This window comes from Actinomadura sp. NAK00032 (assembly GCF_013364275.1).
Taxonomy (GTDB): domain Bacteria; phylum Actinomycetota; class Actinomycetes; order Streptosporangiales; family Streptosporangiaceae; genus Spirillospora.
The window spans coordinates 5,323,263-5,348,676 of sequence record NZ_CP054932.1; the positions used below are offsets into that span (position 1 = coordinate 5,323,263).

The window sequence follows — 25,414 nt, forward strand, 5'->3', positions numbered from 1 at the left end:
TCGCGCAGGTCGCCGAGCGTACGGAACCGCCCGTAAAAGAAAGTCCCTTAGTATCGTGTCCTCCGCTGAGAGCGTGGAGGCCCCATTGATCGAGACGGTGTACCGGACCGAGGATTTTCCACCGGCGGACCGATTCGACCGCTGGCGGGAATGGATGGGGCGCACCCACTGCCCCGTGGACTTGAGCAGCGACCATGCCGCGGACTTCCGCGGCCGAACGCGCACCCTGCTGCTGGGCGAGGTGACCGTGTGGCCGTCGACCGTCCAGCCCCTGCTGTCCAGGCGGACGGCCGGACTGGTCAGGCGCTCCGATCCCGAGACCTACAACCTCACGCTCATCCTCCAAGGGGCGGCGGGCGCCGAACGGGACGGCCACCAGGCCGAGTACCGGCCCTTCGACCTGCACAGCCAGAACTCCTCGCAGCCGTGCACGGTCTGGGTGGGCCGCGGCGACCAGGCGGTCACGTCCGTCGGAGTCGAGATCCCCAAGGACCTCCTGACGCTGCCGCGCAAGAGCGCCGACCGGGCGATCGGCCGGCCGCTCTCCGGGCACGAGGGCGTCGGGGCGCTGCTCGCCGGCTTCCTCACCCGGCTCTGCGCCGACACCGGCACCTACCTCACGACCGACGGGCCCCGGCTCGGCGCCGTCCTGGCCGACCTCGCCTCCGCGCTGTTCGCCCACACCGCCGACGCCGACCGGGACCTGTCCCCCGAGGCGCACCGGCGGACCCTGGTGCTGCGCGTCCGCGCCTTCATCCGCAGGAACCTGCACGACCCGGAGCTGACTCCGCAGGCGGTCGCGGCCGCCCACCACATCTCGCTCAGCCATCTGTATCGCCTCTTCGAGGACGAGGACGACACCGTCGGCGCCCTGATCCGCCGGCAGCGCTTGGAACGCGCCCGCCGCGACCTGGCCGACCCCGCCCAGCGAGCGGTTCCGGTCCGCGACATCGGCGCCCGCTGGGGCTTCACCCACCACTCGGCCTTCACCCGCGCGTTCCGCACGGCCTATGGCGCGTCGCCGAGCGACCACCGCCGGGCGAACCGCCGGCCGGCGTGACCGGCCGGCCGGCGGGTCAGGCGGCGGCCTCTCCCCGCAGTCCGGTCGCGAGGGCGGTGATGGTCTCCGGAGGGTGGGTCGTGCCGGGGAAGTAGGCGCAGACGCGCTCGGCCACGTCGCCGAACCGGCTCCCGATCTCGGCGGCGCACTCGGCCGGCGTCCCGACGACCGCCAGCGTCCGCAGCATCGTGTCGTCGATCAGGCCGATCATCGCCATGATGTCGCCGGTCTTCGACAGCGCGTTCAGCTCGGGCTGCAGATCCCCCCAGCCCTCGATCTCCAGGACGGGCCGGTACGCCGGAGTCGAGCCGTAGAACGCCAGCAGTCCCTTCACGCCGAGGGCCGCGGCCTCGATCTCGGCGGGCGTGCCGCCCATCGCGACGATCGCCTGCGGGTACAGGTCGATCCGCTCGCGCCCCGCCAGTTCCAGGCCCTCGGCCACCGCCGGGAGGGTGCGCTCGCGGAAGTGCCGGCGGCTGTGGAACGGCATCACCAGCAGCCCGTCGGCGACCTCGGCCGCGGTCCGGGTCATCAGCGGCCCCAGCGCGCCGAGCAGGACCGGCGGCACGCCGTACGGGTTCGGCCCTGGAGCGAACGTCGGGGGCATGAGGGTGTGCTTGGTGAACTCGCCGCGGAAATCGAGCCGGGTGCCGTCCTGCCACGAGTTCAGGATCGCCTTCACCGCGAGCACCGTCTCGCGCATCCGGGCCGCCGGCCTGCTCCAGGACGCGCCGTACCGGTTCTCGATGTGCGGCCTGATCTGCGACCCGAGCCCGAGCCGGAACCGGCCCTCGCTCAGCAACTGCAGGTCGTAGGCCGTGTTGGCCAGGTGCATCGGGCTGCGCGGGATCGCGATCGCGACATTGGTCATCAGGTCGGTCGGCGGTACGTCGGCCGAGCCGGCCGCGACGGCCAGCGGCAGGAACACGTCGTGCGGGCCCTCGAACGTGAACAGGCCGTCCACTCCGGCGGCGATCAGCGCCCGGGCCCGCCGCGCCGCCTCGTCCGGCCTGCCGTCCAGCTGCACATCCAGTTTCACTGGAACAGTGTGCCAGTCGCTCCGGCCACGCGTTCCTGGCCACCGTGCTCATCGCTTTCCGGTTCGCTCGGCTGTGCCGGCTCAGCATCAAGCAGCTGAGGCACTACGGCGAGCTGGGGCTGCCGGCGCCGGCGCATGTCGACGCGGACACCGGCTACCGCTACTACCGGCCGGAGCAAGCCCGCGAGGCGCTGCTGATCGGGCTGTTGCGCTCGCCCGACGTACCTCTTGCGGAGGTCGGACGGGTGCTGGCCGGGCAAGACGGGGTGCTCGCCGGTGTACGCGCCCGCATGGAGGCCGACATCGCCCGCCGAAGGCGCACTCTCGCGGCGCTGGACCGGGTACTCGGCGACGGACTCCCGCAGGCGGACGTGACGCTCACGCGCGAACCCGCCCGCCGGGTGGTGATGGTGCGGAAGGCGGCCGATCAAGCGGACATCGGGGCGGCCATCCGGTCCGCCCGGCCTGACGTCCGGCCATGGCGCACGGCAGGACGCCCGCCGGATGGGCGGGCGTCCTTGAGGATTGCCGTCGGCTACTTGAGGACCGGGAAGCGCTTGGCCAGGGCGGTGCCGGCCCACCAGCGGCCCAGGCCCAGGGTGTCGCCGGCGCTGACCAGGGCCAGTCCGATGACCAGCACCGCGTAGATCAGGTGGTCGTCCATGAAGACGTTGTTCTCCGGAGGCAGCACGGCCGTCCACATCATGACCAGCAGCGCCGCGCCGCCCACGGCGGCGATCCGCATCCCGATGCCCAGCATCAGCGCGGCACCGACCCCGGCGAGGCCGATCATGAACAGCCAGTCCGCCCACGCGGCGCCGGCGAGGTCGTTGTAGAACCCGGCGAACGGGCCCTTGGGGGCGTGCGCGAGGAACCCCTCGGTCGGGCTGGCGCCGTCCAGCCAGCCCTTCCCGGCCGGGGTCGCGTGGCCGAGGCCGATCAGCTTGTCCAGGAACGCCCACACGAACACCCAGCCCAGCGCCAGCCGGGCCACGGCCCAGACGTAACGGGCCGCGGGCGACTCGGTCAGCGGCCTCGGGGCCACCACCCGGATCAGGGTGCTCCGACCCGCACGGGTCTTGTGCTCGGAGAGTGCCATCGCCTCTCACCTTCCATCACATCGCCGGTTCCACCACCTCTGACTCAACCCCCGTCGCGGCCCGCGCCGTAGGTCCGTTCGTCACACGATCGAAGGGACCAAGGGCCCGCGGTCAGGACTCGTCGAGGCGCCACGTCGAGACGGCGGTCGATGTGCGCGCTCGGGCTGATCTGTGAGCCGTGGAGGCTGAACCGCCACGGCTGGTTACGGGATCGGTGAGCCGACGCGGTGCAGCGTTCCTTCGGGGTCGACGTAGGCGAACTCTCGGAGTCCGTAGGGCGTGTCGTTCGGCTCGCCGAGGCGGCCTGGGACGCCCGCGCGGGCCCACTGGGCGTGCAGGGCGGCGGCGTCTGAGACGTAGAGGTAGACGGCCGCGCCGGTGCGGGCGGGGTCATGCTCGTCCCACTGGGTGAGGTGGAGCGAGACCGGCCCCCAGTCGACGAACCCGTAGTGGGAGTCCTCGTCGGACTGCCGCGCCGAGAACCCCAGGGCGCGGTAGCGGTCGAGCGCGGAGGCCAGGTCCTGCACCGGGATCACAGGCGCCACGCCTTCGAAGTGAACTTCGCCGTCCATGCTCTCTCCTGCGGATGGTGTGCGGACTTCGTGGCGAGGCTACGTGGCGCCTGTGACGATCACCGGCACTCACATCTGGTTCAGGCCGCCGTCGATGTCCAGGCTCGAACCGGGGATGAAGCCGCTCTGCCCGGAGGCGAGGAAGGCCACGGCGGCGGCGTTCTCCGCCGGGTGCGCGAGTCGGCCCAGCGGCACCTCCGACTCCATTTGCCGCCTGAGGTCGGCGGCCTGCTCCGCGTCGGGAGCGAGCCCCCACATGCCGGGGGTGTCGGTTGGGCCGGGCGTGATGGTGTTGGCCCGGATGCCGCGTCCCTTGAGCTTGCCGGCCCGGGTCCGGGAGAACGACCGGACGGCGGCCTTTCTCGCCGCGTACACGCCGAACGCCTCATCGCCGGCCTCCGCGTCGGTGGAGCCGTTCAGGATGATCGAGGCGCCGTGGTCGAGCAGCGGCGGCGCCTTCTGGACGGTGAACGGCAGGCCCCGGACGTTGATGCCGAAGTGGGCGTCGAAATGCTCCTCGGTGACCTGCTCGAGCGTCGCGAACTCGGTGATGGCGGCGTTGGCGAACAGGACGTCCAGCCCCCGTCCCCGGTCGGCCGCGACGAGCTCCAGGCGATGGCCGACGCCGCCCTGCGCGACCGGCCCCTCTAGCTCCCGTCTCGGGAGCGGGTCGCGTCCGTCTCGGGGTTCCGTGCGGTGATCAGGTGCTGCAGGGTGCGGCGGTGGTCGGCCGCGACGCCGTGGACGCCGTCGAGGTCGTAGAGTTCCGCCAGCGGTGCGGCCCGGACGTCCACGAAGCCGGCGGCGGTGATCCGGTCCTGCCAGGCGGTGATGGTCTCCGCCTCGGCCAGCACCAGTGCGCGGCGGGCCTCGTCGTCGTAGGCGCGGGCTCTCGGGTCGGTGTCGGAGTGGCGCATCCCGCCGGCGTGCCAGGGGGCGTCCACGACGGCCAGGCGGCCGCCGGGGCGGAGCAGGCGGCGCCAGTTGCCCAGCGCGGTGTCGACCTCGGGCAGCGTCCAGAGGAGGTAGCGGCTGACGAGCGCGTCGAACGGGGCGCCCGGCGCTTCGGGCTCGACCGCGTCGCCCTGGACGAAGGTGATGTCGAGCCCGCGGCGACGGGCGTTGCCGCGGGCGAAGTCCAGCATGGCGGGCGCGATGTCGATGCCGGTCACCTGGCGGCCAAGCGCGGCGATGGTCAGTGCGGCGTGACCGGTGCCGGTGCCCACGTCGAGCACGGTCTCGGCGTCGCCGGGCAGCGCGTCCCGCCAGACGCGGGTCCAGGCGGCGCTGTAGTCGGGGTGGGCCAGGCGCTGCTCCTGGAACTGCTGGTAGTCGGGGGCCTGCTGGTCCCAGTACCAGGTGATCCGGTCCTGGATCGGCGAGTGCGAGGGCATGGCGTTCACTTTCCCTTGAGGTAGGCGGCGAGGCGTTCCAGGCCGTCGAGGACGAGGGGCGTGGGCGGTTCGGTGAAGTTGAACAACTGCACCGTGACCGCGCCGTTCCTGACGGCGCGGAGGTCCTTGGCACCGGGGATGTCGAGCAGGGCCTGCTTGATCTCCTCATCGGTGCCGTCGGTGTGCAGCAGGACGATGGTGTCGGGGTCGCGTCTCAGCAGCTCCTCCATGGAGACTTCGAAGACGCGCTTGTCGACGTCGGCGAACACGTTGCGGGCGCCGAGCGTCTCGAGCTGGGGGGTGGCCATGCTCCGGCTGCCGTAGGCCCCGACGGTCCCCTCGCCCCGGTAGGGCCACAGGACCGCCACCTTGCGGCCCTGCCGGCCGGTCAGTCCCGCTTCGACGGTCTTGATGCGCTTCCGCAGGTCCGCCACCGCCTGCTCGGCCCGGGCCCGCCGGTCGAAGACCTCGCCGTACAGCCGCATCTGGCTGAAGATCGTCTCGTAGCCGGGGTCCTTGATGCCGTCCGGGCAGAAGCTCGGTTCGAGGAGCACGGGGATCCCGGCCGCGGCGAGCGACTCCCGCGTGACGCCCTCCGGCAGGCCGAGCAGCAGGTCGGGCTCCCGGGCGATGATCGCCTCGGTGGAGATCTTCAGGTGCCCGTCGGAGCCGAGCCGGTCGGTGAGGGACGGCACCCTGCCGACCGCCGCGAGGGTCTGCTCGGAGTAGTACTCCGGGGGGAACTTCCCGGCGCGCGAGCCCAGCCGGTCCAGCACGCCGAGCGAGGACAGGTACTGCAGCGGGGCGCTGTTGACGATCATGGCGCGGGAGGGCGCCTCGCCCACCCTGACGTCCACCCCGCAGTTCTCGACGGTGAGGGGGTAGCGCACCGTCGTACCGCTCTGGCCGCCCGCCTCTCGGCCCGCCGGGCCGCATCCGGCCAGCGCGGCGGCCAGCAGCCCGGCCCCGAACCAGGCGAGGTATCGCTTCATCTGGCGCATCGCTCCTTGCGGTGGTCGTCCGGCGTCCGGTCAGCCGGTGCTCGCGGGCGCGGCGTCGAGCGGGTGGAAGAGGAACTGGATGCCGCGGGAGGTCTCCAAGCGCTCGACACCGACGCCGTAGACGCCTTCGAGGAGTCCGGGCGTCAGCACGTCGGCGCACGGGCCGTGCGCGACGACGCCGCCCCGCTGGAGGACGAGGACGTCGTCGCAGTAGCGGGCGGCCAGGTTGAGGTCGTGGAGCACGATGACCGTGGTGATGCCGAGCCCGCGGATCATGGTGAGCAGCTCGTGCTGGAACCGGATGTCGAGGTGGTTGGTCGGCTCGTCGAGCACCAGGTGCGCGGGCTGCTGCGCCAGCGCGCGGGCGATCATCACGCGCTGTTTCTCGCCGCCGGACAGCCGGACGAAGACCCGGTCCGCCAGGTGCCGGGCGCCGACCCTGCGCAGCGCGGCCGCCGCGATCCGGTGGTCGCCGGCGCCGTTGCGGGAGAACGTCGACTGGTGCGGCGCCCGGCCGAGCATGACCATGTCGGCCACGGTCAGCGGCAGGTCGCCCGCCGACTCCTGCAGCACGACGGCGACCCGCCGGGCGAGTTCGCGGTGGGGCAGGGAGTCCAGCGGGCGCCCGTCGATCAGGACCTGCCCGCTGCGGGGCGGCACGATCCCGGTGAGCATCCGGACCACCGTCGTCTTGCCGCTGCCGTTGGGGCCGAGCAGCCCGAGGATCCGGCCGGTCCCGGCCCGCACGTCGACGTCGCGCACCACGGTCGCCGCGCCGTAGGCGTAGCTGAGCCCGCGTCCTTCGATCATGGCTGTCTCACTCGCTTCCGGCGTGCGGGCGGCGGACCAGGATGAGCAGGAACGGCGCGCCGACCAGCGCGGTGATGATGCCGATCGGCAGTTCCTGCGGGCTGAGGACCATGCGTGCGGCCAGGTCGGCCCACAGCAGGAACGTCGCGCCGATGAGCGCGGCGACGGGCACGGCCCGGCGGTGCGTGGCCCCCACGACGCGCCGGGCCAGATGCGGGATCACCAGCCCGACGAAGCCGATGCTGCCCGAGGAGGCCACCAGCACCCCCACCGCCAGGGACACCAGGACCAGCAGCACCAGGCGGAACCCCGCCGGCGAGACGCCCAGGGTGTGCGCGGTCTCGTCGCCGATCGCGAGCGCGTCCAGCCGGCGTCCCCACAGCGTGAGCAGGACGGTCACCAGCACGACTGCCGCCACGACCACGAACAGGGGCGCCGACCAGTGCGCGAGTGCCAGCGTGCCCAGCAGCCAGAACAGCACCGACCGCGACCCCTCGGCCGAATCGGACGCGAAGATCAGGAAGCTGGTCAGCGCGTAGAGCGCGTACCCGACGGCCACCCCGGTCATCAGCAGCCGGGTCGAGGTGATCCGCCCGGCCGTCCGGGCGATCACGAACACCAGCAGCGACGCGGCCAGCGCGCCCAGGAACGCGGCGATCTGCAGCGCGTGCTCGCCCCACCCCGCGCCGAACCCGAACAGGATCGCGGCGGCCGCGCCCGCCGAGCCGCCGGAGTTGACGCCCAGCAGGTACGGGTCGGCGAGCATGTTGCGCACCATCGCCTGCAGCGCCATGCCGGTGACGGCGAGCCCGGCGCCGACCGCCGCCCCCAGCAGCACGCGCGGCAACCGGACCCGCCACACGATCGAGTCGTGCGCCGGACGCCAGGTGACCTCGGCCGGGCTGCCGACCAGGTGGTGGCCGACCACGTCGAGGACGGTCGTGGGCGGCACCGCCACCGCGCCCATCGCGACCGCGGCGACGACCGTGGCGAGCAGGACCGCCACGAGCCCGAGCAGGAGCAGCAGGTACCGGCGCCGCCGGGAGGACGCCCCCAGGTCGTCGCCGCCGGAGTCCGGCAGCGCGACGGACGGGACCGCCGATGACGAGACCATGCATCCCCTCAGTTATTGCGAGCTATATGCAGTAACTAATGACATGCAGGAGTGTCCTGTCAAGGGAGATCATCATGTGACGCGGCGCTCACCTGCCGGATGTGTCACGATGTGCGGAGTAGGCGACGGCGGAACGAGGAAGCCGGTGCGAATCCGGCGCGGTCCCGCCACTGTGATCGGCGAGCGGATCCCGAACCATGCCACTGCCCGCGCACGCGGGTGGGAAGGCCGGGACGAGCGTTGACCCGAGAGCCAGGAGACTCACGCGGTCGCCTCCTCGATCGGACTGGGGCGGATCTCCCCAGAGAGGAGGGGCTGTATGCCCATGGGTTCGGCATGCCCGGCACCGCGCCGGACGGCGGCGCACATCTCACGCTCGAAGGCGCTCTTGGTGACCGGCGTGCGCGGCGGGCGGGCGCTGGCCGTCCTGGCGATGCTCGTGCTGCTGTCGGCCGGCTGCGGCGGCGCGGAGCGCGTCACGGGCGGGACGTCCGGTTCGCCGCCGGACGGGTTCCCGGTGACGGTCGCCAACTGCGGGGTGACGACCACGTACCAGCGGCCGCCGCGGCGGGCGGTCTCGCTCAACCAGCACGCGACCGAGGTGATGCTGGCGCTCGGCCTGGAGAAGTCGATGGTGGGGACCGGCTACCTGGACGACGAGGTGCTGCCGGAGTTCCGGCGGGCCTACGACCGGGTGAAGGTCATCTCCAGGGAGTACCCCTCGTTCGAGACGCTGCTGGCGGCCGAGCCCGACTTCGTGTACGGGGGCTGGAAGAGCGCCTTCGACGAGAAGGCGGGCCGCGGCCGGGCCGCGTTGCGGAAGGCGGGCATCGACACCCGTCTCAACATCGAGGAATGCCCGGCGGGGCCGGTGACCGCGGCCACCGCCGAGGAGGAGATCCGGGCCGTCGCCGAGGTCTTCGGTGTCCCGGACCGGGCCGAGCGGCGGATCGCCTTGATGCGCGCCGTCCTGGACGGGGTGAAGCGCGCGCTGTCGGGCGCCGCGCCGGTCAAGGTGGCCGTCTACGACAGCGGGGACAAGACCGCCTTCACCGCGGGCGGCGCCGGGATCGGCAACGAGATGATCCGGCTGGCGGGCGGGACCAACCTGTTCGCCGACGTGGACAAGCCCTACGGGAACGTCTCCTTCGAGCAGTTCGCCGAGCGCGCACCGGACGTCGTCCTCATCTACGACTACGGCGAGCAGTCCGCCGAGGACAAGAAGAAGTTCCTGCTGAGCAATCCCGCGCTCAAGGACGTCCCCGCCATCAGGGACCGGCGGTTCGCGGTGCTGCCGCTGTCGTCCACGGTGACCGGCGTGAGGGTCGCGGACGCGGTGGCCTCGCTGGCCCGGCAACTGCACCCGGACCGCTTCGCGTGACCGGCGTGACCGAAGCCCGCGGCTCCGGCGCCCGGACGGCGGCGGCCGCGCCCGCTCCGCGCCGCCGGCTCCCCTACCCGCTGGTCCTGGCGCTGCTGGGTGCGCTGGTGCTGGCGGCGGCCACGGCGGGGATCTCGGCGGGCTCGGTCCGGCTGCCGCCCGAGCAGGTCTGGGGCATCCTGCTGCACCGCCTGCATCCGGCGCTGGCCGCCCCGGACTGGCCGCCCGTCCGCGAGACGATCGTGCTGGACGTCCGGCTCCCCCGCGTGCTGCTGTGCGGGGTGGTCGGCGCGGGCCTGTCGGTGTGCGGGATGGCGCTGCAGGCGCTGGTGCGCAACCCGCTCGCCGACCCGATGCTGCTCGGGGTGTCGTCCGGCGCGACGGTCGGGGCGGTCATGGTCGTGGTGCTGCACGCGGCCTGGTTCGGGATGTTCTCGCTGCCGCTGGCCGCGTTCGGCGGCGCGCTGCTCGCGCTGGTCCTGGTGTACTTCCTGGCCCGCTCCGGCGGGCGGATGCCCACCCTGCGGCTGGTGCTGGCCGGCGTCGCGACCGCCGAGGTGCTGTCGGCGGTCGCCAGCTACCTGATCATCACGTCCGACGACCCGCGCGGCGCCGAGGCGGCGCTGCGCTGGACGCTCGGCGGGCTGGCCGGCACCACCTGGACCGTCCTGTGGATCCCGGCGGCCGCGGTCCTCGCCGGGACCGCGGTGCTGCTCGGGCTGTCGCGGCCGCTCAACCTGCTGCTGGCCGGGGAGGAGGCGGCCGCGTCCCTCGGCCTGGACGTGCACCGCTTCCGCGCGGCCGCGTTCGTGCTGGTCGCGCTGATGATCGGCACGGTCGTCGCGGTCAGCGGCTCGATCGGCTTCGTCGGCCTGCTCATGCCGCATGCCGTCCGGCTGCTGGCCGGCACCGACCACCGCCGCGCGCTGCCCGCCGCGGCGCTGCTCGGCGCGGCCTTCCTCATCGCCGCCGACCTGGCCGCGCGGACCCTGATCAGCCCCGAGGAGATCCCCGTCGGGATCCTCACCGCCCTAGTCGGCGGACCGTTCTTCCTCTACCTGATGCGCCGGAAGGCGGCCCGGTGACCCCGGCGGGCCCCGGCCCCGCGAGTCTGCGCGCCGAGGGCGTCTCCGTCGTCGTCGGCGGGCGCCCCCTGGTCGACCGGGTCTCCCTGACGGCCGCCCCCGGCGAGGTCGTGGGACTGGTCGGCCCGAACGGCGCCGGCAAGTCGACACTGCTGCGCACCTTCTACCGCGCGCGGCGTCCCACCTCGGGACGGGTCCTGCTGGACGGCGACGACATCTGGCGGATGCCCGGCAAGCACCTGGCCAGGCGGCTGGCCGCCGTCCTCCAGGAGGCCCCCGGCGACTTCGAGCTGACCGTCCACGACGTCGTGGCGATGGGACGCACCCCGCACAAGCGCGCCTTCCAGGGCGACGACGCCACCGACCGCGCCGTCATCACCGGGGCGCTGGCCGAACTGGAGGCGGCACACCTCGCCGGCGTGCCCTTCGACCGGCTGTCGGGCGGTGAGAAGCAGCGCGTCCTGATAGCCCGCGCGCTCGCCCAGCGCGCCGGGACGCTCGTGCTGGACGAGCCCACCAACCACCTCGACCTCCGCCACCAGATCGACGCGCTGCGCCTCGTCCGCCGCCTGGGCGTCACCGCCGTCATCGCGCTGCACGACCTCAACCTCGCCGCCGCGCACTGCGACCGCCTCTGCGTCCTGGACGCCGGACGCCTGGTCGCGTCCGGAACCCCAGCCGAAGTGCTCACCCCCGGCCTGCTCGCCGAGGTCTACCGCGTCGACGCCGACGTCCGCGCCCACCCCCGCACCGGCCTCACGCAGATCACCGTCCTCCCCGAGTGACGCGCCCTCGGCCGCGCGACATGACGTCCACTCCGGTAAGCCCGCCGCAGTACACGATGTGCAGTACACGATGTGACCAGCGGAGATCAAGATGGAATTGCCCAATAGCGGCTTTCCGCCGTAGTTGATCTAGTCATGAGTGAGGGGAGGTGTTACATTGCTGAATGTTCCCACGGAAGGGACGGCCACGGAAATACGATGACTCAATCACCGCTCGGCGGTTACTCATTCGGCCGCCCGGTCAATTGAGCATCGCCGACCGCCGCCGTCCCATCCGGCAGCGAAAGGAAGAGCGATGAAGAAGACCACCGCCTCCGTGCTGGTCGCGGGGCTGGCCGCGGCCGCCGGCCTCGTGGCGACGCCCCCCGCCCACGCCGACCCCACCTTCCCGTGCGGAGTCTCCTACGCCGGGCAGAGCGGCGGCACGCTGTCGCTGCACTACCACAACTGCACGAGCAAGACCCAGAAGCGCAAGCCCTTCAGCGCTCTCTACGGCAGTTTGGGAAGCTGCAAGACCGTGTACGCCGGCAAGGCCGTCGGCTGGATCATCCCGACCGACGACCACCCCGAGACCTGGACGGTCATCTCCTGCTGAGCGAGCACTCTTTCCGGCACGGACAAAGCCTGGAACGAGCTGCACGACGACGCTAAAACTACGGCCGCGTGACTCACGTCGGGCATATTATCCGCGCACATCGCAGGTAATGAGCAGAGAGCCGGCGCGGCCTTTCACGAAGCCTTTTCTCACGGCCCGCGGCCCACGCCATGGCCCGGCTTCGGTGACGCGAAGCCGGGCCTCGGCGCGGCTGTACAGGCCCTCGGGGCCGTGTCACGATGATCGGGAGTCCGGGGACGCCGTCGGGGCGCCTCGAGACGGTGAACGGAGTCGTCATGACATCTCTTCGGCCTGCCCTCGAACCGGCGACGCCCGGCGGCCGGGTGACGGTACGGGACATCGCCGCCGCCAAGCGGCGGGGCGAGAAGTGGCCCATGCTCACCGCCTACGACGCGATGACCGCGTCGGCCTTCGACCAGGCGGGGATCCCCGTGATCCTGGTCGGCGACACGATGGGCGACAACCACCTGGGGTACGACTCGACCGTCCCGGTCACCCTGGAGGAGGTCCTCTTCCTCGCGGCGGCCGTCGTGCGCGGCACCGGGCGCGCGCTGATCGTCGGCGACCTGCCGTTCGGCAGCTACCAGCGGGACGCCGCCCAGGCGCTGCGCAGCGCGACGCGGCTCGTCAAGGAGGCCGGGGTCGGCGCGGTCAAGCTGGAGGGCGGGGAGCGCAGCGCGCCGCAGATCGCGCTGATGGCCGGCGCGGGCATCCCCGTCATGGGGCACGTGGGGCTGACGCCCCAGTCGGTGAACATGCTCGGCCACCGGGTCCAGGGGCGCGGCGAGACCGCGGCACGGCAACTGCTCCGGGACGCCAGGGCGGTGCAGGACGCGGGCGCGTTCGCGGTCGTCCTGGAGGCGGTGCCGGCAACGCTGGCAGCCGAGGTCACCGCGGCGCTGGACATCCCCACGGTCGGGATCGGCGCGGGCCCGGGCTGCGACGCCCAGGTGCTGGTGTGGACCGACGCCGCCGGGATGACCGAAGGACACGCGCCGCGCTTCGTCAAGCGGTACGCCGACGTCCGCCGGAGCCTCCGCGACGTCGCGCGGGCCTACGCCCAGGACGTGGCCACCGGCGCCTTCCCCGCCCCGGAGCACACTTACCGGTGACGCGCCTCATGCGGGGCGCTTGTGGATCTCGCCGTCCTTCATGACGAAGTCGACCTGCCCGGTGGCCTGGATGTCGGCGAACGGGTCGCCGGGCATGGCGATGATGTCGGCGGTCCTGCCCTCGGCGAGGACGCCGAGGTCGTCGAGCCCGAGAAGCTCGGCGGCGACGCTGGTCGCGGCCTTCAGCGCGCGGGCGGGGGTGATGCCGTTGGACACCATCATCGGGAACTCCCGCCAGTTGTCGCCGTGCGGGAACATGCCGGCGTCGGTGCCGAAGGCGATCTTGATCTCGCTCGCGGCGAGGTTCTCCGCGCCGTCGAGCAGCGCCTGCTGGTAGGTCTGGAACTTGCGGGGCTTGAAGGCGGGCGCGCCCCTCCAGTGCCCCTCGTTGAAGGCGTTCCGGGCGTCGGTGATGATCGTGTACTGGGTCGGGACGACGAAGACGCCGGCGTCCTCGATCATCTTCAGCGTCTCCGCCGAGGCCAGGTTGGCGTGCTCGATGCTGCGGACGCCCGCCCGCACGGCCCGCCTGGCCCCCTCGTCGCCGTAGCAGTGCGGCGTGGCCGGGACGCCGAGGTCGGCCGCCGCCGCGACCAGGGCGGCCATCTCCTCCGCGGAGTAGGTGGTCCGCCCGGGATCGTCGCCGGGGCTGGAGAAGCCGCCGGTCGCGGCGAACTTGACCCAGTCGGCGCCCGCGCGGACCTCCTGCCGCACCCGGGTGCGGATCTCGTCGGGGCCGTCCGCGGCCGCCAGCTCCAGCGGCGGCGGGGAGCCCTGGAACTGGCCGGCCAGCACCGTGCTGAAGTCGCCGTGCCCGCCGCGTGCCGAGATCAGGTGCGGGGCCACCCGCATGCGCGGCCCGGTGATCCAGCCCGCTTCGACCGCGTCGCGCAGGTCGACGATGCCGTACCCGACATCGGCGCACATCAGGTCCCGGACGGTGGTGAACCCGTTCATCAGCAGGGTCCGCAGGACCGAGAGCGACCGCAGCGCCATCGCCGTGGGCGACCCGGTGAACACGGACATGATGTCGGGCGTGATGGTGACGTGGGTGTGGCAGTCCATGAAGCCCGGCGTCAGAGTGTGCCCGGCCAGGTCGACCACCTCGGCGCCCGGCGGCGCCTCGATGCGCGTCGCGATCTGCCGGATCCGGTCGTCCTGCACCAGCACGTCCTGCGGGCCCGCCGGCTCATCGGCGAGCCCGTCCCACACCCGCGCGCCGCTGAGCAAGGTCGATGGCATTCGATGTGCCTGCCCGAAGCCGTCCGGCACAACGCCCGATCACCGGCAAACAACGCCCCAAATCGCATCCCGGGGGCACGCCCGTGGGCTCGCACGTGGGCCTCCCTGATTCGGCGGAGGGCGCGTCCGGTCAGAGTTCGAGGTGTCGGCCGTAGCGGCACTTGAACCGATCAAGGAGGCGTTATGCCAGGCACCACCATCGCGTTCCTCAACATCGCCATGCACGGGCGCGTCAACCCGACGCTGCCGGTCGTGGCCGAGCTGGTGCGGCGCGGCCACTCCGTCACCTACCACACCTCGCCCGCGTTCGGCGCGGAGATCGAAGCCGCCGGAGCGGCCGTGCACCTCTACCCCGGGGGCGACCAGCGGCTCCCCGACCGGCCGACGCCGGCCACGCTGGTGGACGGGCTCGCGGCCGCCGCCGTCCGCCTGCTGCCCGGCGTGCTCAGCGACCTGCGCCGCATCGGGCCCGACCTGATCGTCCACGACTCCGCCTGCCCGTGGGGCGCGGTCGCCGGCCGCGAACTCCAGGTGCCGGCGGCGTCGTCGTTCACCACGTTCGCGTTCAACCGGCACGTCCCCAGCCCCACCCGCGGCTCACTGGGCCTGCTGGCCGCGGCGGCGGCTTCGCCCTCCGTCCTCCGGAGCTACCCGCGGTCGCGCCGGGAGCTGCGCCGCCGCTTCGACACGCGCGGACTGCCGGCGATCGACCTGGGGAACATCCGCCAGCCGCTCAACCTGGTCTTCACCTCCCGGGCGTTCCAGCCGTCCGTCGAGGAGTTCGACGAGTCCTACCGGTTCGTCGGCCCGAGCATCGGGGCCCGCCCGGCCGACCCGTCGTTCCCGGCCGGCCGGCTGCGCGACCCGGTGCTGTACGCCTCGCTCGGCACGATCTTCACGGGCGGCCCGCGGCTGCTGCGCGCCTTCGCGATCGGGCTCGCCACGCTGGGCGGCACCGTGGTCGTCTCCACCGGACGCACCGATCCCGCCGCGCTGGGACCGCTGCCCGCCAACGTGATCGCCCGCCGCTCCGTGCCGCAGCCGGAGGTGCTGGCCCGCGCGGCGCTGTTCGTCACCCACGGCGGGATGAACAGCGCCAACGAGGCCATGTACGCCGGGGTCCCGATGCTGGTGGTCCCGCAGGGCGCCGACCAGCCGGCGGTGGCCCGCCGCGTCGTCGAACTCGGCAACGGCCTGTCGCTCCGTCCCCAGGACGTCGACGAGGGACCCGTCCACACCCTCGCCCGGCGGCTGCTCGACGACCCCCGGTTCCGCGCCGCCGCGGCCACCCTTCAGCGCGCCCAGCGCGAGGCGGGCGGGCCCGGGCGGGCCGCCGACGAACTCGAGCGGTACCTGCGGCCCACCGGCCCGGCCAGTCCCTCGGTGCCCGCGGATCCGTCACGGCGGGGCTGACCGATGTCACCCGTCGTCGTCCTGCTGCTGGTCGCCGGGCTCTCGGAGGCCGCCGGACGCGTGCTGCCCCTGGCGGCCCGCCGCCCCGGCGCGCCGCGCGGCTACGTGGCCGGGCTGCTGCTGCTCGGCGCCTTCGTCGACGGCGCCGTGTTCGCGCTGTGGCCGCTGACCGCGTGGACCCTCGCCGAGCTGGTGGCGGCCGATCCGCCGCCGGGCACCGGCCTGGCCTGGACACCGGGCCTGGCCGCCCCGCTGGCGCTCTCCGCCGTGCTCGCGTTCCCGCTGCTCGGCCCGCTGTTCCACCTGCTGCTCCTCATCGGGGTCGGGGCCGGCCTCGCCGAACCGCTCGCCGCCGCGGCCGGGATCGGCTGGTGGACCGCCGCGGGCTGCGTCGCCCTCGCCGGTGTCGGGCTGGGTGCCGCCGTCGAGGCCGTCCGGCGCCTGGTCATGGCGATCAGTGCGATCGGGGCACCGAGGCCGGCCGCATGAACGACCTGCTGTTCTGGATCGGCGGGCTGGGGCTGGCCCTGATCGCCGAGGCCCTGCTGGCCCGCCACGAGCTGCTGGCCTACGGCGCCGGGTGGCGGGCCTCCGCCACGAAGCTGCCGGAGGGCGTGCCCTACGCCCGGGGCGCCGACCCGGACCGTCCTCCGGACGCCTACCTGGTGTACCTGGACGGCATCGGGAAGTTCCGCTTCCGCGACAGCCGGGACGGCGGCCGGCTGGTCCGGGCCCTGCTCGACAGGGCACCCGAGCTGCGGGTACTGGGACAGGTGCAGCCCTACTCGCCACTGGCCGAACCGCTCGCCGGCCGGCCGGTGTGGGCGTGGGTGCGCCGCCGGGTGGGGCTGCCGCTGTTCCTGCACAACGTCATGCAGACCTTCGTGGCCGCCGACCACCGATACCGCCCGCTGTACTCCCGGGCCGTCGGCTCGCAGATCGCCGCCCAGCTCCGGCTCGCCGGCCACCGGCCCGGCAGCGGCGTCCCCGTGGTGCTGCTCAGCTACAGCGGCGGCGCCCAGGTCGCCATCGGCGCGGTCGGCGAACTGGACGCCCGGTTGCACGCGCCGCTCCTGCTGATCACGCTCGGCGGGTTCCACAACGGCACCGGCGACCTCGGCCGGGCCCAGCACCTGTACCGGCTCACCAGCGCGCGCGACCGGATCGAGCGCGTCGGCACCTGGATCTTCCCGCAGCGCTGGCCGCTGTACCGCGGCAGCGGATGGAACCGGGCCCGCCGCGCCGGGAAGATCACCGTGCACCGGCTCGACCCGGCGACCCACGTCGGGCCGCGCGGCTACATCAGCCCGAAGACCCGGCTGCCCGACGGCCGCACCCACCTCGACCGCACCGCCGACACCGTGGTCGCGCTCATCCGCGCCCGCTACAGCACGTCCACGGCCACGGACCCGCTGCCCTGAGCGCCCGTTACGGGCACGAGGACGGGGTCCCGCCCGGCCGGAGACGGCGGGCGGGACCCCATCGGTCGCCTTGGTGTTCAGGGGGTCGAGCGGGCCATGCCCGCGAGGATCCGCCTCATGGCCCCTTCCAGATGGTCGCGCAGGGCGGCGGTGGCGCGGTCGGGGTCGCCCGCGATGCACGCGTCCAGAATGGCGCGATGCTCCGCGTGGCTGAGGCGGCGCCGCTCGGCATCCGGTTTGGAGGCGAAACGGTACCGTTCGTTGTTCTGCCACACCGGCTCGATCGCCCTCGGCAGCCAGCGCGAACCGGACGCGTGGTAAATGGTGAAGTGGAATTCGGTGTGCGCCCGCCGTGCGCCCTCGACATCGCCATTGGCCAGCAATGACTCGTGCTCTTCGAGCGCGCGCTCCGCGCGGCCGGCCGCCTCCGCGTCGAAATGCAGCGCCGCCCGTCCCACCGCCAGGGACTCCAGCTCGACGCGGACCTCGTAGGTGTCGCGGAGGTCGGCCTCACTGAGCTCCCGCACCTTCGCCCCCTTGTGCGGGATGATCTCCACCAGGCCCAGCGCCTCCAGCCGGCGCATCGCGTCGCGCACCGGCATCGGGCTCATGTCGAGCTGCCCGGCGAGATCGGTGAGCCGCAGCGGCGACCCGGCCGGCAGCTCGCCGGCCAGGATCATCCGGTGCAGCTCGGCCGCGGCCGTGTCGGCGAGGGTGCGCCGCGAGCCGGGTTTGTCCGGGGAGAGTTCGAAGATGCCGCGTCCGCCCTGGCTCACTGGTTCGCCTCTGCCCAGGGGAGGAGGACCTTCTCCAGCGCGACGAGCCCGTAGAAGAGGACGATGCTGATGATGCCGAGCAGCACCATCGCGGCGAAGGCGAGCGGGGTGTCGGCGCTCGATCCCGACTGGACGATGACGAACCCGAGACCGGAGTCCGCGCCGACGAACTCGGCGATGACCGCCCCGATGACCGCCAGCGAGATCGCCGTCTTGAGCCCGACCATCACCTGCGGCAGCGCGTAGGGGAACCGGACCTTGAAGAATGCCTGCATGTGACCTGCATCGTAAGAGCGGATCAGCTCGGTCAGCTCGCTTGGAGTGGATTTCAGCCCGACGGCGGTGGAGATCACGACGGGGAAAAAGCATAGCAGGAAGACCATGACGACCTTCGGGAGCTGCCCGAAGCCCATCCAGACCACCAGGATCGGCGCGATCGCGATTTTCGGGACCGCGTTCACCGCGAGCAGCAGCGGATAGATCATCTTTTCCAGCAGCCGCGACCCGGCGATCAGCATCGCGATCGGGATGCCGACGACGACCGCGACCGCGAAGCCCTCGACCGTCTCCAGCAGGGTCACCCAGGTCTGCTCCATGAGGTACCCGGACTGCGCGGTGAAGGAGTCGAAGACGTCCTTCGGCGTGGGCACCAGCAGCTTCTCGATCGAGAAGACGATCGTCGCCAGCCACCAGAGGGCGACCACGGCGACCAGCCCGAGGACGGGCAGGCCCCAGTCGGCCGCCCGCCCGTTGAGCCGGGCGGCGGGACGGGCGCGGCGGACCTGGCGGCGGCCCGTGGACGCGGCGGTCATGCGGCCCCCTCGGCGGCGGGCGTCGGCATCAGCAGCTCGTGCAGTTCCGCGCTGACCTCGGCGACCCGGTCCGCGTGCGCGTTGCGCCCGAGCGTGCGCGGACGCGGGATGTCGACGTCGACGATCTTGCGGAGCCGCCCGGGCCGGGGGCTGAGCACCACGACGCGGTCGGCGAGCAGCACCGCCTCCTCGATGGAGTGGGTGACGAAGATGATGGTCGTCTCCTGCTCCATCTTGATGCGCTGCAGCTCGATGGACAGCTCTTCGCGGGTCAGCGCGTCGAGCGCGGAGAACGGCTCGTCCATGAGCAGGACCTTCGGGTTCTGGATCAGCGAGCGGCACAGCGAGACGCGCTGCTGCATGCCGCCCGACAGCTCGTGCGGCAGCCGCTTCTCGAAGCCGGCGAGCCCGGCCAGGCCGAGCAGTTCGTGCGCCCGCTCGCGCATGGCCTGCTTGTCCAGGCGCAGGATCTCCGCCGGCAGCATGATGTTGTCCAGGACGGTGCGCCACGGGAGCAGCGCCGAGCGCTGGAACATGAAGCTGACGTCCTGCCGGGGCCGGGTCACCGGGTCGCCCGCGACCGTCACGGTCCCCGACGTCGGGCGCAGCAGTCCGGCGATCATCCGGAGCATGGTCGACTTGCCGCAGCCCGAGCGCCCGACCAGGGTCACGAACTCGTTGCGGCGGACCTCGAGATTGATGTCGTCCAGCGCGTGGACCTCGCCTTTGCGTCCGGCGAAGACCTGCGAGACGTGCTTGAGCTCGATCACATCCCCTCCTCAACCCTGTGCGGCCGCGCCGAAGTCGACGACCTGTTCGGGGGCCGGCTTCGAGGAGATCGCGCCGGCCTCGCCGAGCAGCCGGATGTTCTCCTCGACCCGGGCCTTGTCGACCGCGCCAACCGCGGCTCCCTCGGGCGCCACGTAGGGCGCCATCGCGCGGACCTCCGCGGCGGCGACGGCCGCGTCCTGGGTGGGCTGGCGCTTCTTGAGGATCTCGCCGGTCTCCTCCGGGTGGGCGATGGAGTACCGCAGGCCCTTGAACAGCGCGGCGGAGAACTTCTTCACCAGCTCCGGCTTCTCCTCGGCGATCTTGCTGGAGGCCAGCAGCGCGTTGCCGTACAGGTCGGGCAGGACGTCCCCGTAGGGCAGCACGACGGCCTTCTTGCCCTGCGCCGCCTTCTCGACGAGCGGCTTGCCCACGACGAACTGCCCGATCGCGTCGACCTTGCCGGTCGCGAGCAGCTGCGGCAGGGCGGGCGGGGCCGACGGGACGAACTTGACCTTGCCCGCGTCGATCCCGGCCGCCTTGGCGTAGACCGGGAACGTCACCTGGTTGGTGGACCCCGGCTGGTCGCCGACGGTCTTGCCCTCCAGGTCCTTCGGCGTCGCGATGCCGCCGCCCTCCAGCGCGACGACCGCGGCCAGCGACTTCTGGTGCACCATGCCGACCGCGGTCACCGGCAGCTTCTGCTTGGCGATGGTGATCAGCGCGGTGGTGAAGTCGCCGGCGCCGAAGTCGGCGCGGCCGCCCGCCAGCAGCTTCATGACGTCGACCGTGCCGCTCCCCGGCTTGATGTCGACGTCGAGGCCCGCCTCCTCGAAGTACCCCTTCTCCTCGGCGACGTAGGCGAAGGCGTCCCGGCCGAAGGTGTTGAACGACGTCAGGTAGTGGACGGTGTCGGTGGACCCGCCGCCCTCGCCGTCGCCTCCGCCGCCGCACGCGGCGGCCATGAGCACGACGCCGCCGACCGCGACGCTCCTGGCGAACCAGGTGACCTTCATAGCTACTCCTTATCCGTGCTCTGCGCACTCATGGCAGCGCACTCATGGCCGCGGCTCGGACCCCGCGGCCGCGTGTCCGGACTTTCCGAGAAGGGTCCTGGCGTTGTCCTCGCCGACCCGCCGGACGAGGCCGGCGTCGCGGTGCGAGAGCAGCGCGGCGGGGTCGTCGCTGCCCATCGGGAACGGCCAGTCGCTCCCGAGGACCACGCGGTCCGCGCCGAACACGCGCACCGCGAGGTCGGCGACGTCGGGATCGTGGGTCAGGCAATCCGTATAGAAGCTGCCGCGCAGCACCTCGCGCAGCGGCCGGGCGAGCGCGGGCACGCCCGGCCGCCCGGTGTCGGCGCCCCGCTGCCAGCGCCCGAGGACCGCGGGCACGCATCCGCCGCCGTGCACCAGCAGGAACCGCAGCCCCGGGTGCCGGTCGACGACCTCGCCGAACAGCAGCTGCGCGACCGCGACCGCGGTCTCGGACGGGTTGCCCAGCAGGTTGGCCAGGTAGAACTCGCCCAGCCGGTCATCGGGGCTGTGCCCCGGGTGCAGCATGACCGGGCGACCGTCCTCCGCCAGGAGCCGCCAGAGCGGTTCCAGCGACGGGTCGGCGAGGCTGACCGACCGCCCGCCGGCCGCGGCGGCGAACCCGGCCCAGCCGTCCTCCGCGAGGAGGCGGCCGAGTTCCGCCACCGCGACCTGCGGGTGCTCCAGCGGGAGGTAGGCCATCGGCAGCAGGGCCGGCCGCCCCGCCACGGCCCGCCGCATGCCGCCGTTCAGCGCCCGCACCCAGCGCGCGGCCTCGTCGCCGGGCAGGTGCTGGCGGAAGAACGGCGGCGGCGCGGAGACCACCGCGGCGTCCAGGGACCGCTCACCCAGCCACGCCTCCAGGGCGTGCGGCCGGCCGAGCCGCGGTGGACCGCCGTGCGAGCCGTCCACCGCGAGGCGTCCGCCGTCGAGGGAGACGCCGGGCAGCCCGGCGATCTCGGGCCCGGTCAGGACGGGCGCGAGGTGGGTGTGCAGATCGATGCCGCCCATCGGTGAGGCCGGCCTCCTTCGGAGTGGTCGTCGGACTGGGGGGTGCCGGGTCGGCTAGGACGTGAGGGACACGCGGGCCACGCGGTTGCGCAGTTCCCCGAGCCCCTCGACGCGGGTGAGCAGCTCGTCCCCCTCGGCGAGGAAGATCTGCGGCTCGCGCGCGTTGCCGATCCCGCTGGGCGTGCCGGTCAGCACGACGTCACCGGCGCGCAGCGTCATCCCCCAGCTCAGCTCGGCGATGATCCGGGCGAACGAGAAGGCGGTCTGCGCCGTGCTCGCCTGCTGCAGGCGCCTGCCGTTCAGGTCGAACGTGATCGCCAGGTCGTGCGGGTCGGGGACCTCGTCGGCGGTGGTGAGCCACGGCCCGAGCGGCATCGTGCGGTCGATGCTCTTGCCCTTCAGCCACTGGCCGCCGTGCGCCCGCTGCAGGTCGCGCTGCGAGACGTCGTTGGCGACCAGGTAGCCCGCCACGTGGTCGAGCGCCCGCTCCTCCGGGATCGACCTGCCGTCGCGGCCGATGACCAGCGCCACCTCCGCCTCGTAGTCCCACTTCGCGGACAGCTCCGGGTCCCACGCGATGGCGTCGCGCGGGCCGATCACCGTGTCGGGGCCCTTGGTGAAGAAGGTCGGGTGGGACGGGGGCTGCTCGGGGTCCTGCCCCTCCCGCTTCCCCATGGACTCCTCGTAGTGGTCCCAGTAGTTCCAGCCGGTGCACAGCACGTCGCGGTTGAACCTGCGCAGCGGCGCGAGCAGGTCCAGGCCGTCCAGCGGCTCCCGGGGCGCGACCTGCGCGGCCGCGGAGACGGCCTCGCGGGCTTCGGCGCCGCCGCGCACGACGTCGTCGGGGGTGGGCGCCGTGGCGGGCAGCACCGCGGCGTGGTCGCCCTCCACGACGGCGGTGCGGATCCCGCCCTCGAAGCGGATCGCGGCCAGCCGCATCTCAGCCGTCCCCGTCCGCGACCACGGCGATCGCGTTGATCTCGATGAGGTAGTCCTTGTTGACGAACTTCGCCACCTCGACCAGCGTCGACGCGGGCGACACCCCGGTGAAGTACTGCCTGCGGACCTCGTGGATCGCGGCGAAGTCCTCCATGTTGCGGACGTAGACGTCGACCCGGGCGATGTCGTCGAGGGTGCCGCCGGCGGCCTCGACCGCGGCCTTGAGGTTCTGGCACACCTGGTGCGTCTGGGCGGAGACGTCGCCGACCCCGGTGACACCGCCGTCCTTGTTGCGCGCGGTCATTCCGGAGATGAAGACCAGGCGGCCGCGGGCCTCGGCCATGGTCGCCTGCGCGAAGTGGCCGTTGGGCGGAGCCAGCTCGGCGGTCCTGATCTCTTGCTTGGGCATGGGTCCTCCTCTGATGTCGGGTGGGCGGCGCGGGTCAGCGGGCGTCGGCCGCGCTGTCGTACCAGTCGGGCTGGGTCGGGTAGTGGGGGCCGTCGTAGATCTCGAGCAGGACGGTGTCCTCCTCGGCGAGCGTCGGCCCGTGCAGGCTGCCCTTGGGGTTCCAGTAGAGGGACCCGGACGTGAGGGTCAGCCCGGTCGGCACGTAGGTGTAGCGGCCTTGCAGGCAGAACATGAACTGGTTGGAGGCGTGCGAGTGCCGGGACGGGATGCCCGCGCCCTTCTTGAAGCGGACCAGGGCGATCGACGCCCCCGTCTCGTCGTTGCGCCACAGCATCTTCTGCGAGAGGCCGGCGAGGGTCTTGTCGACCCAGTCGAGGTCGCCGGTGTTGAGGAGGATCTCCCGGAATCGGCCCATGACCTCGCCGTCGGGGCCCGCGACGTCCTGCTCGCGGGAACGGTCCGGAGCCTCCCCGCTGTAGGCGGCGGGCTCGGAGAGGTTGTTCTCCCACTCCTCCTCCGGGACGCCCGGAGGGCACGGCTGCTCAGACAAGGTTCTCTCCCAGGCACTTCAGCTCGACGAGACGGCAGCGGTAGCGGCTCTCGCCCCGGTTGGTGAGCATGTGGATCTCGCCGGGCTCGCGGTAGACGACGCCGCCGACCGGCTCGTGCACCAGGCGCGGTTCGCCGCCCTTGAGCGAGTCGATGCGGTTGTCGGCCGCCTCCAGCGCGATCACCACGTACGGGTTCTGGTGGTGGTGCCAGGGCTGTGCCCTGCCCGGCTCCAGCTCGATCTCCCAGACCCGGATCTGCTCGTTCTCGAACACGATCTCCTGGCCGACGGGGCCGAGCTCCACGGGCCGCCCGTCCGGTCCGGTCGCGGTCTTGCCATCGGTCATGCCCTTACTCCTGTGCGGTGATCGGAGCGCGTCCGCAGATGCGCTGGTACACGGCCGCCGCCGGGTCCTGTCCGGAGGCGGGGTCGAACGGAAGGATCGCCGCGACATGGGCGTCCGGCCGGATCAGCACGACGGTGTCGCCGTCCACGCCGAACCGGCGGCGCACCCGGTCGCCGGGGTCGAACAGGGCCCGGTCGCGCAGGCCCGAGTCGTGCGGCGCGTCCCAGCGCGACACCGCGAAGCGGCGCAGCGCCGGGCCGGCCTCGGCGGGGATCCGCGGCCGCCGCCTGGTGTCGGTGAAGTAGAGCGCCACGAAGGACTCGGCGGCCAGGTCGTGCAGGTGGACGGAGCCCTCCGGGCCGAACAGCGGCAGGTCGGGGGCGCGGTCGCCGGTGCGCACCGGCAGCGGCCCCGAGCCCGTCTTGACCATCGACCAGTCGCCGGTGTCGTCGACGTCGAGCCGCACTCCGAGCAGGCCGCGGGTGAACGCGTTGCCCCAGTTCCCGTCGGTCATCGCGTCCACGGCCCCGCCCTGCCCGCTCATGTAGGTGCGGGCGGCCTCGGCCATCTGGCCCGAGCCCTTGACCGCGACCGGCGCCTGCTCCACCTCGTAGCCGCCGAGCAGGGAGTCGTCGGCCCAGCCGCGCAGCACCCAGGCGAGCCGCCACGGCAGGTTGGAGGCGTCCAGCACCCCGGTGTTGAGGCCGAGCGCCCACATCGGCGTGATCAGGTGCGCGGCGTCGCCCATCAGGAACACGCGGCCGTCGCGCCACTGCTCCGCCACCCGGTGGTGGACGGTGTAGACGTTGGTGCCGAGCACCTCGATGCCCTCGACCTCGCCGATGAACCGCAGCGCCTTGTCGCGCAGTTCGTCGTGCGTCGGCTCCCCCGCCCCCTTGGCCAGCGGGTAGAGGAAGCGCCAGCAGTGCGGCTGGCGGACGAGGATCATCCACTCCGAGGGGTCGGAGAAGTAGGCGAGGTAGGGGTAGTCGCGCGGGTTGGCGACGTCCAGGTCCGCCTTGAGGTCGACGAGCATGTAGCGTTCGTCGAGCGTGCGCCCCTCCACGGTGATGCCGAGCTGCTCGCGCACCTGCGAGCGTCCGCCGTCGCAGGCCAGCAGGTAGCGGGCCTTGACGTGCCGCTCGCCCCCGGGGGTGTCGAACGTCAGCTCGACGTGGTCGTCGTGCTGCTTGAACGCGGTCAACCGGTGCCCCATGTGCAGGGTGCCGTGCTCGCGTCCGGTGAAGCTGTCGCGCAGCACCGGCTCCAGGTGGTGCTGCGGGATGTTGATGACGAAGGGGAACCGGGTGTCCTCGGTGAGCTCGCCCGTGCGGACGCTCAGCGTGGGCTCGTTGGTGACCCGGTCGATCTCGCCGATCTCGTCGATCCGCAGCGAGGCGCGCAGCACCTCCGGCAGCGCGCCGTACCGGTGCAGGACCTCCAGGGTCCGGGTGAGGACGGTCCCCGCCTTGGTGTCCAGCGAGAGCCGGTCGTCCTCCTCGAAGACGGCCACCGGGACGCCGTAGCGGGTCAGCCCCAGCGCGGTGATCAGGCCGATGGGCCCGGCGCCCACGACCGCGACGGGGAGGACCTCCCCCTCGGGTGTCGTCGTCTCGGTCACTGG

At 72.7% G+C, this 25,414-nt stretch carries 29 protein-coding genes and 1 riboswitch; of the genes, 10 read left to right on the plus strand and 19 right to left on the minus strand.

Annotated features, from left to right (window positions below; all coding sequences use genetic code 11):
* Nucleotides 1-154 precede the first annotated feature (154 nt).
* Nucleotides 155-1,060 (plus strand): helix-turn-helix domain-containing protein, encoded by a 906-nt coding sequence (locus HUT06_RS24800; protein WP_176201593.1) that lies wholly within the window; start codon nt 155-157, stop codon nt 1,058-1,060.
* A 16-nt stretch (nt 1,061-1,076) separates the two neighbouring features.
* Here the strand turns inward: HUT06_RS24800 and HUT06_RS24805 are convergent, their stop codons facing one another.
* A complete protein-coding gene (locus HUT06_RS24805; RefSeq protein ID WP_176197925.1) occupies nt 1,077-2,099 on the minus strand; it encodes a TIGR03617 family F420-dependent LLM class oxidoreductase in 1,023 nt (340 codons plus the stop codon).
* 44 nt (nt 2,100-2,143) lie between these two features.
* Between HUT06_RS24805 and HUT06_RS24810 the strand changes: the two genes are divergently transcribed.
* The gene (locus HUT06_RS24810; protein WP_254715366.1) at nt 2,144-2,746 is read left to right on the plus strand and encodes a MerR family transcriptional regulator; all 603 of its coding nucleotides are present in this window, start codon (nt 2,144-2,146) and stop codon (nt 2,744-2,746) included.
* Here the strand turns inward: HUT06_RS24810 and HUT06_RS24815 are convergent.
* The 7 genes from HUT06_RS24815 to HUT06_RS24840 form a co-directional block, all read right to left on the minus strand.
* A complete protein-coding gene (locus HUT06_RS24815) occupies nt 2,635-3,198 on the minus strand; it encodes a DoxX family membrane protein (protein WP_176197926.1) in 564 nt (187 codons plus the stop codon). The two genes, HUT06_RS24810 and HUT06_RS24815, sit on opposite strands and share 112 nt — an antisense overlap.
* A gap of 204 nt (nt 3,199-3,402) precedes the next feature.
* Complete coding sequence (locus tag HUT06_RS24820; RefSeq protein ID WP_176197927.1) at nt 3,403-3,771, minus strand: VOC family protein; 369 nt, start codon at nt 3,769-3,771, stop codon at nt 3,403-3,405.
* A gap of 69 nt (nt 3,772-3,840) precedes the next feature.
* A complete protein-coding gene (locus HUT06_RS24825) occupies nt 3,841-4,383 on the minus strand; it encodes an SDR family oxidoreductase (protein WP_217711807.1) in 543 nt (180 codons plus the stop codon).
* Between the two features lie 35 nt (nt 4,384-4,418).
* On the minus strand, nt 4,419-5,165 hold the full coding sequence (locus tag HUT06_RS43980) for a class I SAM-dependent methyltransferase (protein WP_217711430.1): 747 nt from the start codon (nt 5,163-5,165) through the stop codon (nt 4,419-4,421).
* Nucleotides 5,166-5,170: 5 nt separating this feature from the next.
* Nucleotides 5,171-6,157: an ABC transporter substrate-binding protein gene (locus tag HUT06_RS24830; protein WP_176197928.1), complete on the minus strand. Its 987-nt coding sequence runs from the start codon at nt 6,155-6,157 to the stop codon at nt 5,171-5,173.
* A 39-nt stretch (nt 6,158-6,196) separates the two neighbouring features.
* Nucleotides 6,197-6,976 (minus strand): ABC transporter ATP-binding protein, encoded by a 780-nt coding sequence (locus tag HUT06_RS24835; RefSeq protein ID WP_176197929.1) that lies wholly within the window; start codon nt 6,974-6,976, stop codon nt 6,197-6,199.
* A 7-nt stretch (nt 6,977-6,983) separates the two neighbouring features.
* The gene (locus HUT06_RS24840) at nt 6,984-8,090 is read right to left on the minus strand and encodes an iron ABC transporter permease (protein WP_176197930.1); all 1,107 of its coding nucleotides are present in this window, start codon (nt 8,088-8,090) and stop codon (nt 6,984-6,986) included.
* A gap of 132 nt (nt 8,091-8,222) precedes the next feature.
* Nucleotides 8,223-8,353, plus strand: a riboswitch (cobalamin riboswitch).
* Nucleotides 8,354-8,481: 128 nt separating this feature from the next.
* Between HUT06_RS24840 and HUT06_RS24845 the strand changes: the two genes are divergently transcribed.
* From HUT06_RS24845 to panB, 5 genes are all read left to right on the plus strand, one after another.
* On the plus strand, nt 8,482-9,471 hold the full coding sequence (locus tag HUT06_RS24845; protein WP_254715367.1) for an ABC transporter substrate-binding protein: 990 nt from the start codon (nt 8,482-8,484) through the stop codon (nt 9,469-9,471).
* Nucleotides 9,472-9,476: 5 nt separating this feature from the next.
* Nucleotides 9,477-10,556 carry an iron ABC transporter permease gene (locus tag HUT06_RS24850; protein ID WP_176197931.1) on the plus strand — a complete coding sequence of 360 codons (1,080 nt, stop codon included), beginning with the start codon at nt 9,477-9,479 and terminating at the stop codon, nt 10,554-10,556.
* Nucleotides 10,553-11,341 (plus strand): ABC transporter ATP-binding protein, encoded by a 789-nt coding sequence (locus HUT06_RS24855; protein ID WP_176197932.1) that lies wholly within the window; start codon nt 10,553-10,555, stop codon nt 11,339-11,341. Before HUT06_RS24850 ends, HUT06_RS24855 begins: the two co-directional genes overlap by 4 nt.
* Nucleotides 11,342-11,636: 295 nt before the next feature.
* Entirely contained in the window at nt 11,637-11,936 is a 300-nt protein-coding gene (locus HUT06_RS24860; RefSeq protein WP_176197933.1) for a hypothetical protein, read from the plus strand.
* 296 nt (nt 11,937-12,232) lie between these two features.
* Nucleotides 12,233-13,069, plus strand: coding sequence for a 3-methyl-2-oxobutanoate hydroxymethyltransferase (gene panB / locus HUT06_RS24865; protein WP_176197934.1), 837 nt, complete (start codon nt 12,233-12,235; stop codon nt 13,067-13,069).
* Between the two features lie 6 nt (nt 13,070-13,075).
* Here the strand turns inward: panB and HUT06_RS24870 are convergent, their stop codons facing one another.
* Nucleotides 13,076-14,311, minus strand: a complete 1,236-nt coding sequence (locus HUT06_RS24870) for an amidohydrolase family protein (protein WP_176197935.1) — start codon at nt 14,309-14,311, stop codon at nt 13,076-13,078.
* Nucleotides 14,312-14,494: 183 nt separating this feature from the next.
* Between HUT06_RS24870 and HUT06_RS24875 the strand changes: the two genes are divergently transcribed.
* From HUT06_RS24875 to HUT06_RS24885, 3 genes are read left to right on the plus strand one after another with little or no spacing between them, the layout of a single operon-like run.
* Nucleotides 14,495-15,724: a macrolide family glycosyltransferase gene (locus HUT06_RS24875; protein ID WP_217711431.1), complete on the plus strand. Its 1,230-nt coding sequence runs from the start codon at nt 14,495-14,497 to the stop codon at nt 15,722-15,724.
* 3 nt (nt 15,725-15,727) lie between these two features.
* The gene (locus HUT06_RS24880; RefSeq protein ID WP_176197936.1) at nt 15,728-16,213 is read left to right on the plus strand and encodes a hypothetical protein; all 486 of its coding nucleotides are present in this window, start codon (nt 15,728-15,730) and stop codon (nt 16,211-16,213) included.
* Nucleotides 16,210-17,145 (plus strand): hypothetical protein, encoded by a 936-nt coding sequence (locus HUT06_RS24885; protein ID WP_176197937.1) that lies wholly within the window; start codon nt 16,210-16,212, stop codon nt 17,143-17,145. Before HUT06_RS24880 ends, HUT06_RS24885 begins: the two co-directional genes overlap by 4 nt.
* Before the next feature lie 77 nt (nt 17,146-17,222).
* Here the strand turns inward: HUT06_RS24885 and HUT06_RS24890 are convergent, their stop codons facing one another.
* From HUT06_RS24890 to HUT06_RS24935, 10 genes are read right to left on the minus strand one after another with little or no spacing between them, the layout of a single operon-like run.
* The gene (locus tag HUT06_RS24890) at nt 17,223-17,921 is read right to left on the minus strand and encodes a GntR family transcriptional regulator (protein WP_217711432.1); all 699 of its coding nucleotides are present in this window, start codon (nt 17,919-17,921) and stop codon (nt 17,223-17,225) included.
* Nucleotides 17,918-18,733, minus strand: a complete 816-nt coding sequence (locus HUT06_RS24895) for an ABC transporter permease (protein WP_176197938.1) — start codon at nt 18,731-18,733, stop codon at nt 17,918-17,920. Before HUT06_RS24895 ends, HUT06_RS24890 begins: the two co-directional genes overlap by 4 nt.
* Nucleotides 18,730-19,503 (minus strand): ABC transporter ATP-binding protein, encoded by a 774-nt coding sequence (locus tag HUT06_RS24900; protein ID WP_176197939.1) that lies wholly within the window; start codon nt 19,501-19,503, stop codon nt 18,730-18,732. Before HUT06_RS24900 ends, HUT06_RS24895 begins: the two co-directional genes overlap by 4 nt.
* 9 nt (nt 19,504-19,512) lie before the next feature.
* A complete protein-coding gene (locus tag HUT06_RS24905) occupies nt 19,513-20,517 on the minus strand; it encodes an ABC transporter substrate-binding protein (protein ID WP_176197940.1) in 1,005 nt (334 codons plus the stop codon).
* Nucleotides 20,518-20,559: 42 nt separating this feature from the next.
* Nucleotides 20,560-21,546 carry an amidohydrolase family protein gene (locus HUT06_RS24910; RefSeq protein ID WP_176197941.1) on the minus strand — a complete coding sequence of 329 codons (987 nt, stop codon included), beginning with the start codon at nt 21,544-21,546 and terminating at the stop codon, nt 20,560-20,562.
* A gap of 54 nt (nt 21,547-21,600) precedes the next feature.
* Nucleotides 21,601-22,485, minus strand: coding sequence for a fumarylacetoacetate hydrolase family protein (locus HUT06_RS24915; protein ID WP_176197942.1), 885 nt, complete (start codon nt 22,483-22,485; stop codon nt 21,601-21,603).
* 1 nt (nt 22,486) lies between these two features.
* Nucleotides 22,487-22,894, minus strand: coding sequence for a RidA family protein (locus HUT06_RS24920; RefSeq protein ID WP_138635098.1), 408 nt, complete (start codon nt 22,892-22,894; stop codon nt 22,487-22,489).
* Nucleotides 22,895-22,928: 34 nt separating this feature from the next.
* Nucleotides 22,929-23,444, minus strand: coding sequence for a cupin domain-containing protein (locus tag HUT06_RS24925; RefSeq protein ID WP_217711433.1), 516 nt, complete (start codon nt 23,442-23,444; stop codon nt 22,929-22,931).
* On the minus strand, nt 23,437-23,790 hold the full coding sequence (locus tag HUT06_RS24930; RefSeq protein WP_176197943.1) for a hypothetical protein: 354 nt from the start codon (nt 23,788-23,790) through the stop codon (nt 23,437-23,439). The genes HUT06_RS24925 and HUT06_RS24930 overlap by 8 nt, the downstream gene beginning before the upstream one ends.
* 4 nt (nt 23,791-23,794) lie before the next feature.
* The gene (locus HUT06_RS24935; protein ID WP_176197944.1) at nt 23,795-25,411 is read right to left on the minus strand and encodes an FAD-dependent monooxygenase; all 1,617 of its coding nucleotides are present in this window, start codon (nt 25,409-25,411) and stop codon (nt 23,795-23,797) included.
* Between the last annotated feature and the right edge of the window lie 3 nt (nt 25,412-25,414).

Bases quoted from the DNA above. Each gene is read 5' to 3' on its own strand.
- HUT06_RS24870 (WP_176197935.1), bottom strand. From the start codon at position 14,311: ATGCCATCGACCTTGCTCAGCGGCGCGCGGGTGTGGGACGGGCTCGCC.
- panB (WP_176197934.1), top strand. From the start codon at position 12,233: ATGACATCTCTTCGGCCTGCCCTCGAACCGGCGACGCCCGGCGGCCGG.
- HUT06_RS24840 (WP_176197930.1), bottom strand. From the start codon at position 8,090: ATGGTCTCGTCATCGGCGGTCCCGTCCGTCGCGCTGCCGGACTCCGGC.
- HUT06_RS24910 (WP_176197941.1), bottom strand. From the start codon at position 21,546: ATGGGCGGCATCGATCTGCACACCCACCTCGCGCCCGTCCTGACCGGG.
- HUT06_RS43980 (WP_217711430.1), bottom strand. From the start codon at position 5,165: ATGCCCTCGCACTCGCCGATCCAGGACCGGATCACCTGGTACTGGGAC.
- HUT06_RS24815 (WP_176197926.1), bottom strand. From the start codon at position 3,198: ATGGCACTCTCCGAGCACAAGACCCGTGCGGGTCGGAGCACCCTGATC.
- HUT06_RS24930 (WP_176197943.1), bottom strand. From the start codon at position 23,790: ATGACCGATGGCAAGACCGCGACCGGACCGGACGGGCGGCCCGTGGAG.
- HUT06_RS24895 (WP_176197938.1), bottom strand. From the start codon at position 18,733: ATGACCGCCGCGTCCACGGGCCGCCGCCAGGTCCGCCGCGCCCGTCCC.
- HUT06_RS24885 (WP_176197937.1), top strand. From the start codon at position 16,210: ATGAACGACCTGCTGTTCTGGATCGGCGGGCTGGGGCTGGCCCTGATC.
- HUT06_RS24880 (WP_176197936.1), top strand. From the start codon at position 15,728: ATGTCACCCGTCGTCGTCCTGCTGCTGGTCGCCGGGCTCTCGGAGGCC.
- HUT06_RS24800 (WP_176201593.1), top strand. From the start codon at position 155: ATGGGGCGCACCCACTGCCCCGTGGACTTGAGCAGCGACCATGCCGCG.
- HUT06_RS24820 (WP_176197927.1), bottom strand. From the start codon at position 3,771: ATGGACGGCGAAGTTCACTTCGAAGGCGTGGCGCCTGTGATCCCGGTG.
- HUT06_RS24860 (WP_176197933.1), top strand. From the start codon at position 11,637: ATGAAGAAGACCACCGCCTCCGTGCTGGTCGCGGGGCTGGCCGCGGCC.
- HUT06_RS24830 (WP_176197928.1), bottom strand. From the start codon at position 6,157: ATGAAGCGATACCTCGCCTGGTTCGGGGCCGGGCTGCTGGCCGCCGCG.
- HUT06_RS24835 (WP_176197929.1), bottom strand. From the start codon at position 6,976: ATGATCGAAGGACGCGGGCTCAGCTACGCCTACGGCGCGGCGACCGTG.
- HUT06_RS24875 (WP_217711431.1), top strand. From the start codon at position 14,495: ATGCCAGGCACCACCATCGCGTTCCTCAACATCGCCATGCACGGGCGC.
- HUT06_RS24915 (WP_176197942.1), bottom strand. From the start codon at position 22,485: ATGCGGCTGGCCGCGATCCGCTTCGAGGGCGGGATCCGCACCGCCGTC.
- HUT06_RS24920 (WP_138635098.1), bottom strand. From the start codon at position 22,894: ATGCCCAAGCAAGAGATCAGGACCGCCGAGCTGGCTCCGCCCAACGGC.
- HUT06_RS24905 (WP_176197940.1), bottom strand. From the start codon at position 20,517: ATGAAGGTCACCTGGTTCGCCAGGAGCGTCGCGGTCGGCGGCGTCGTG.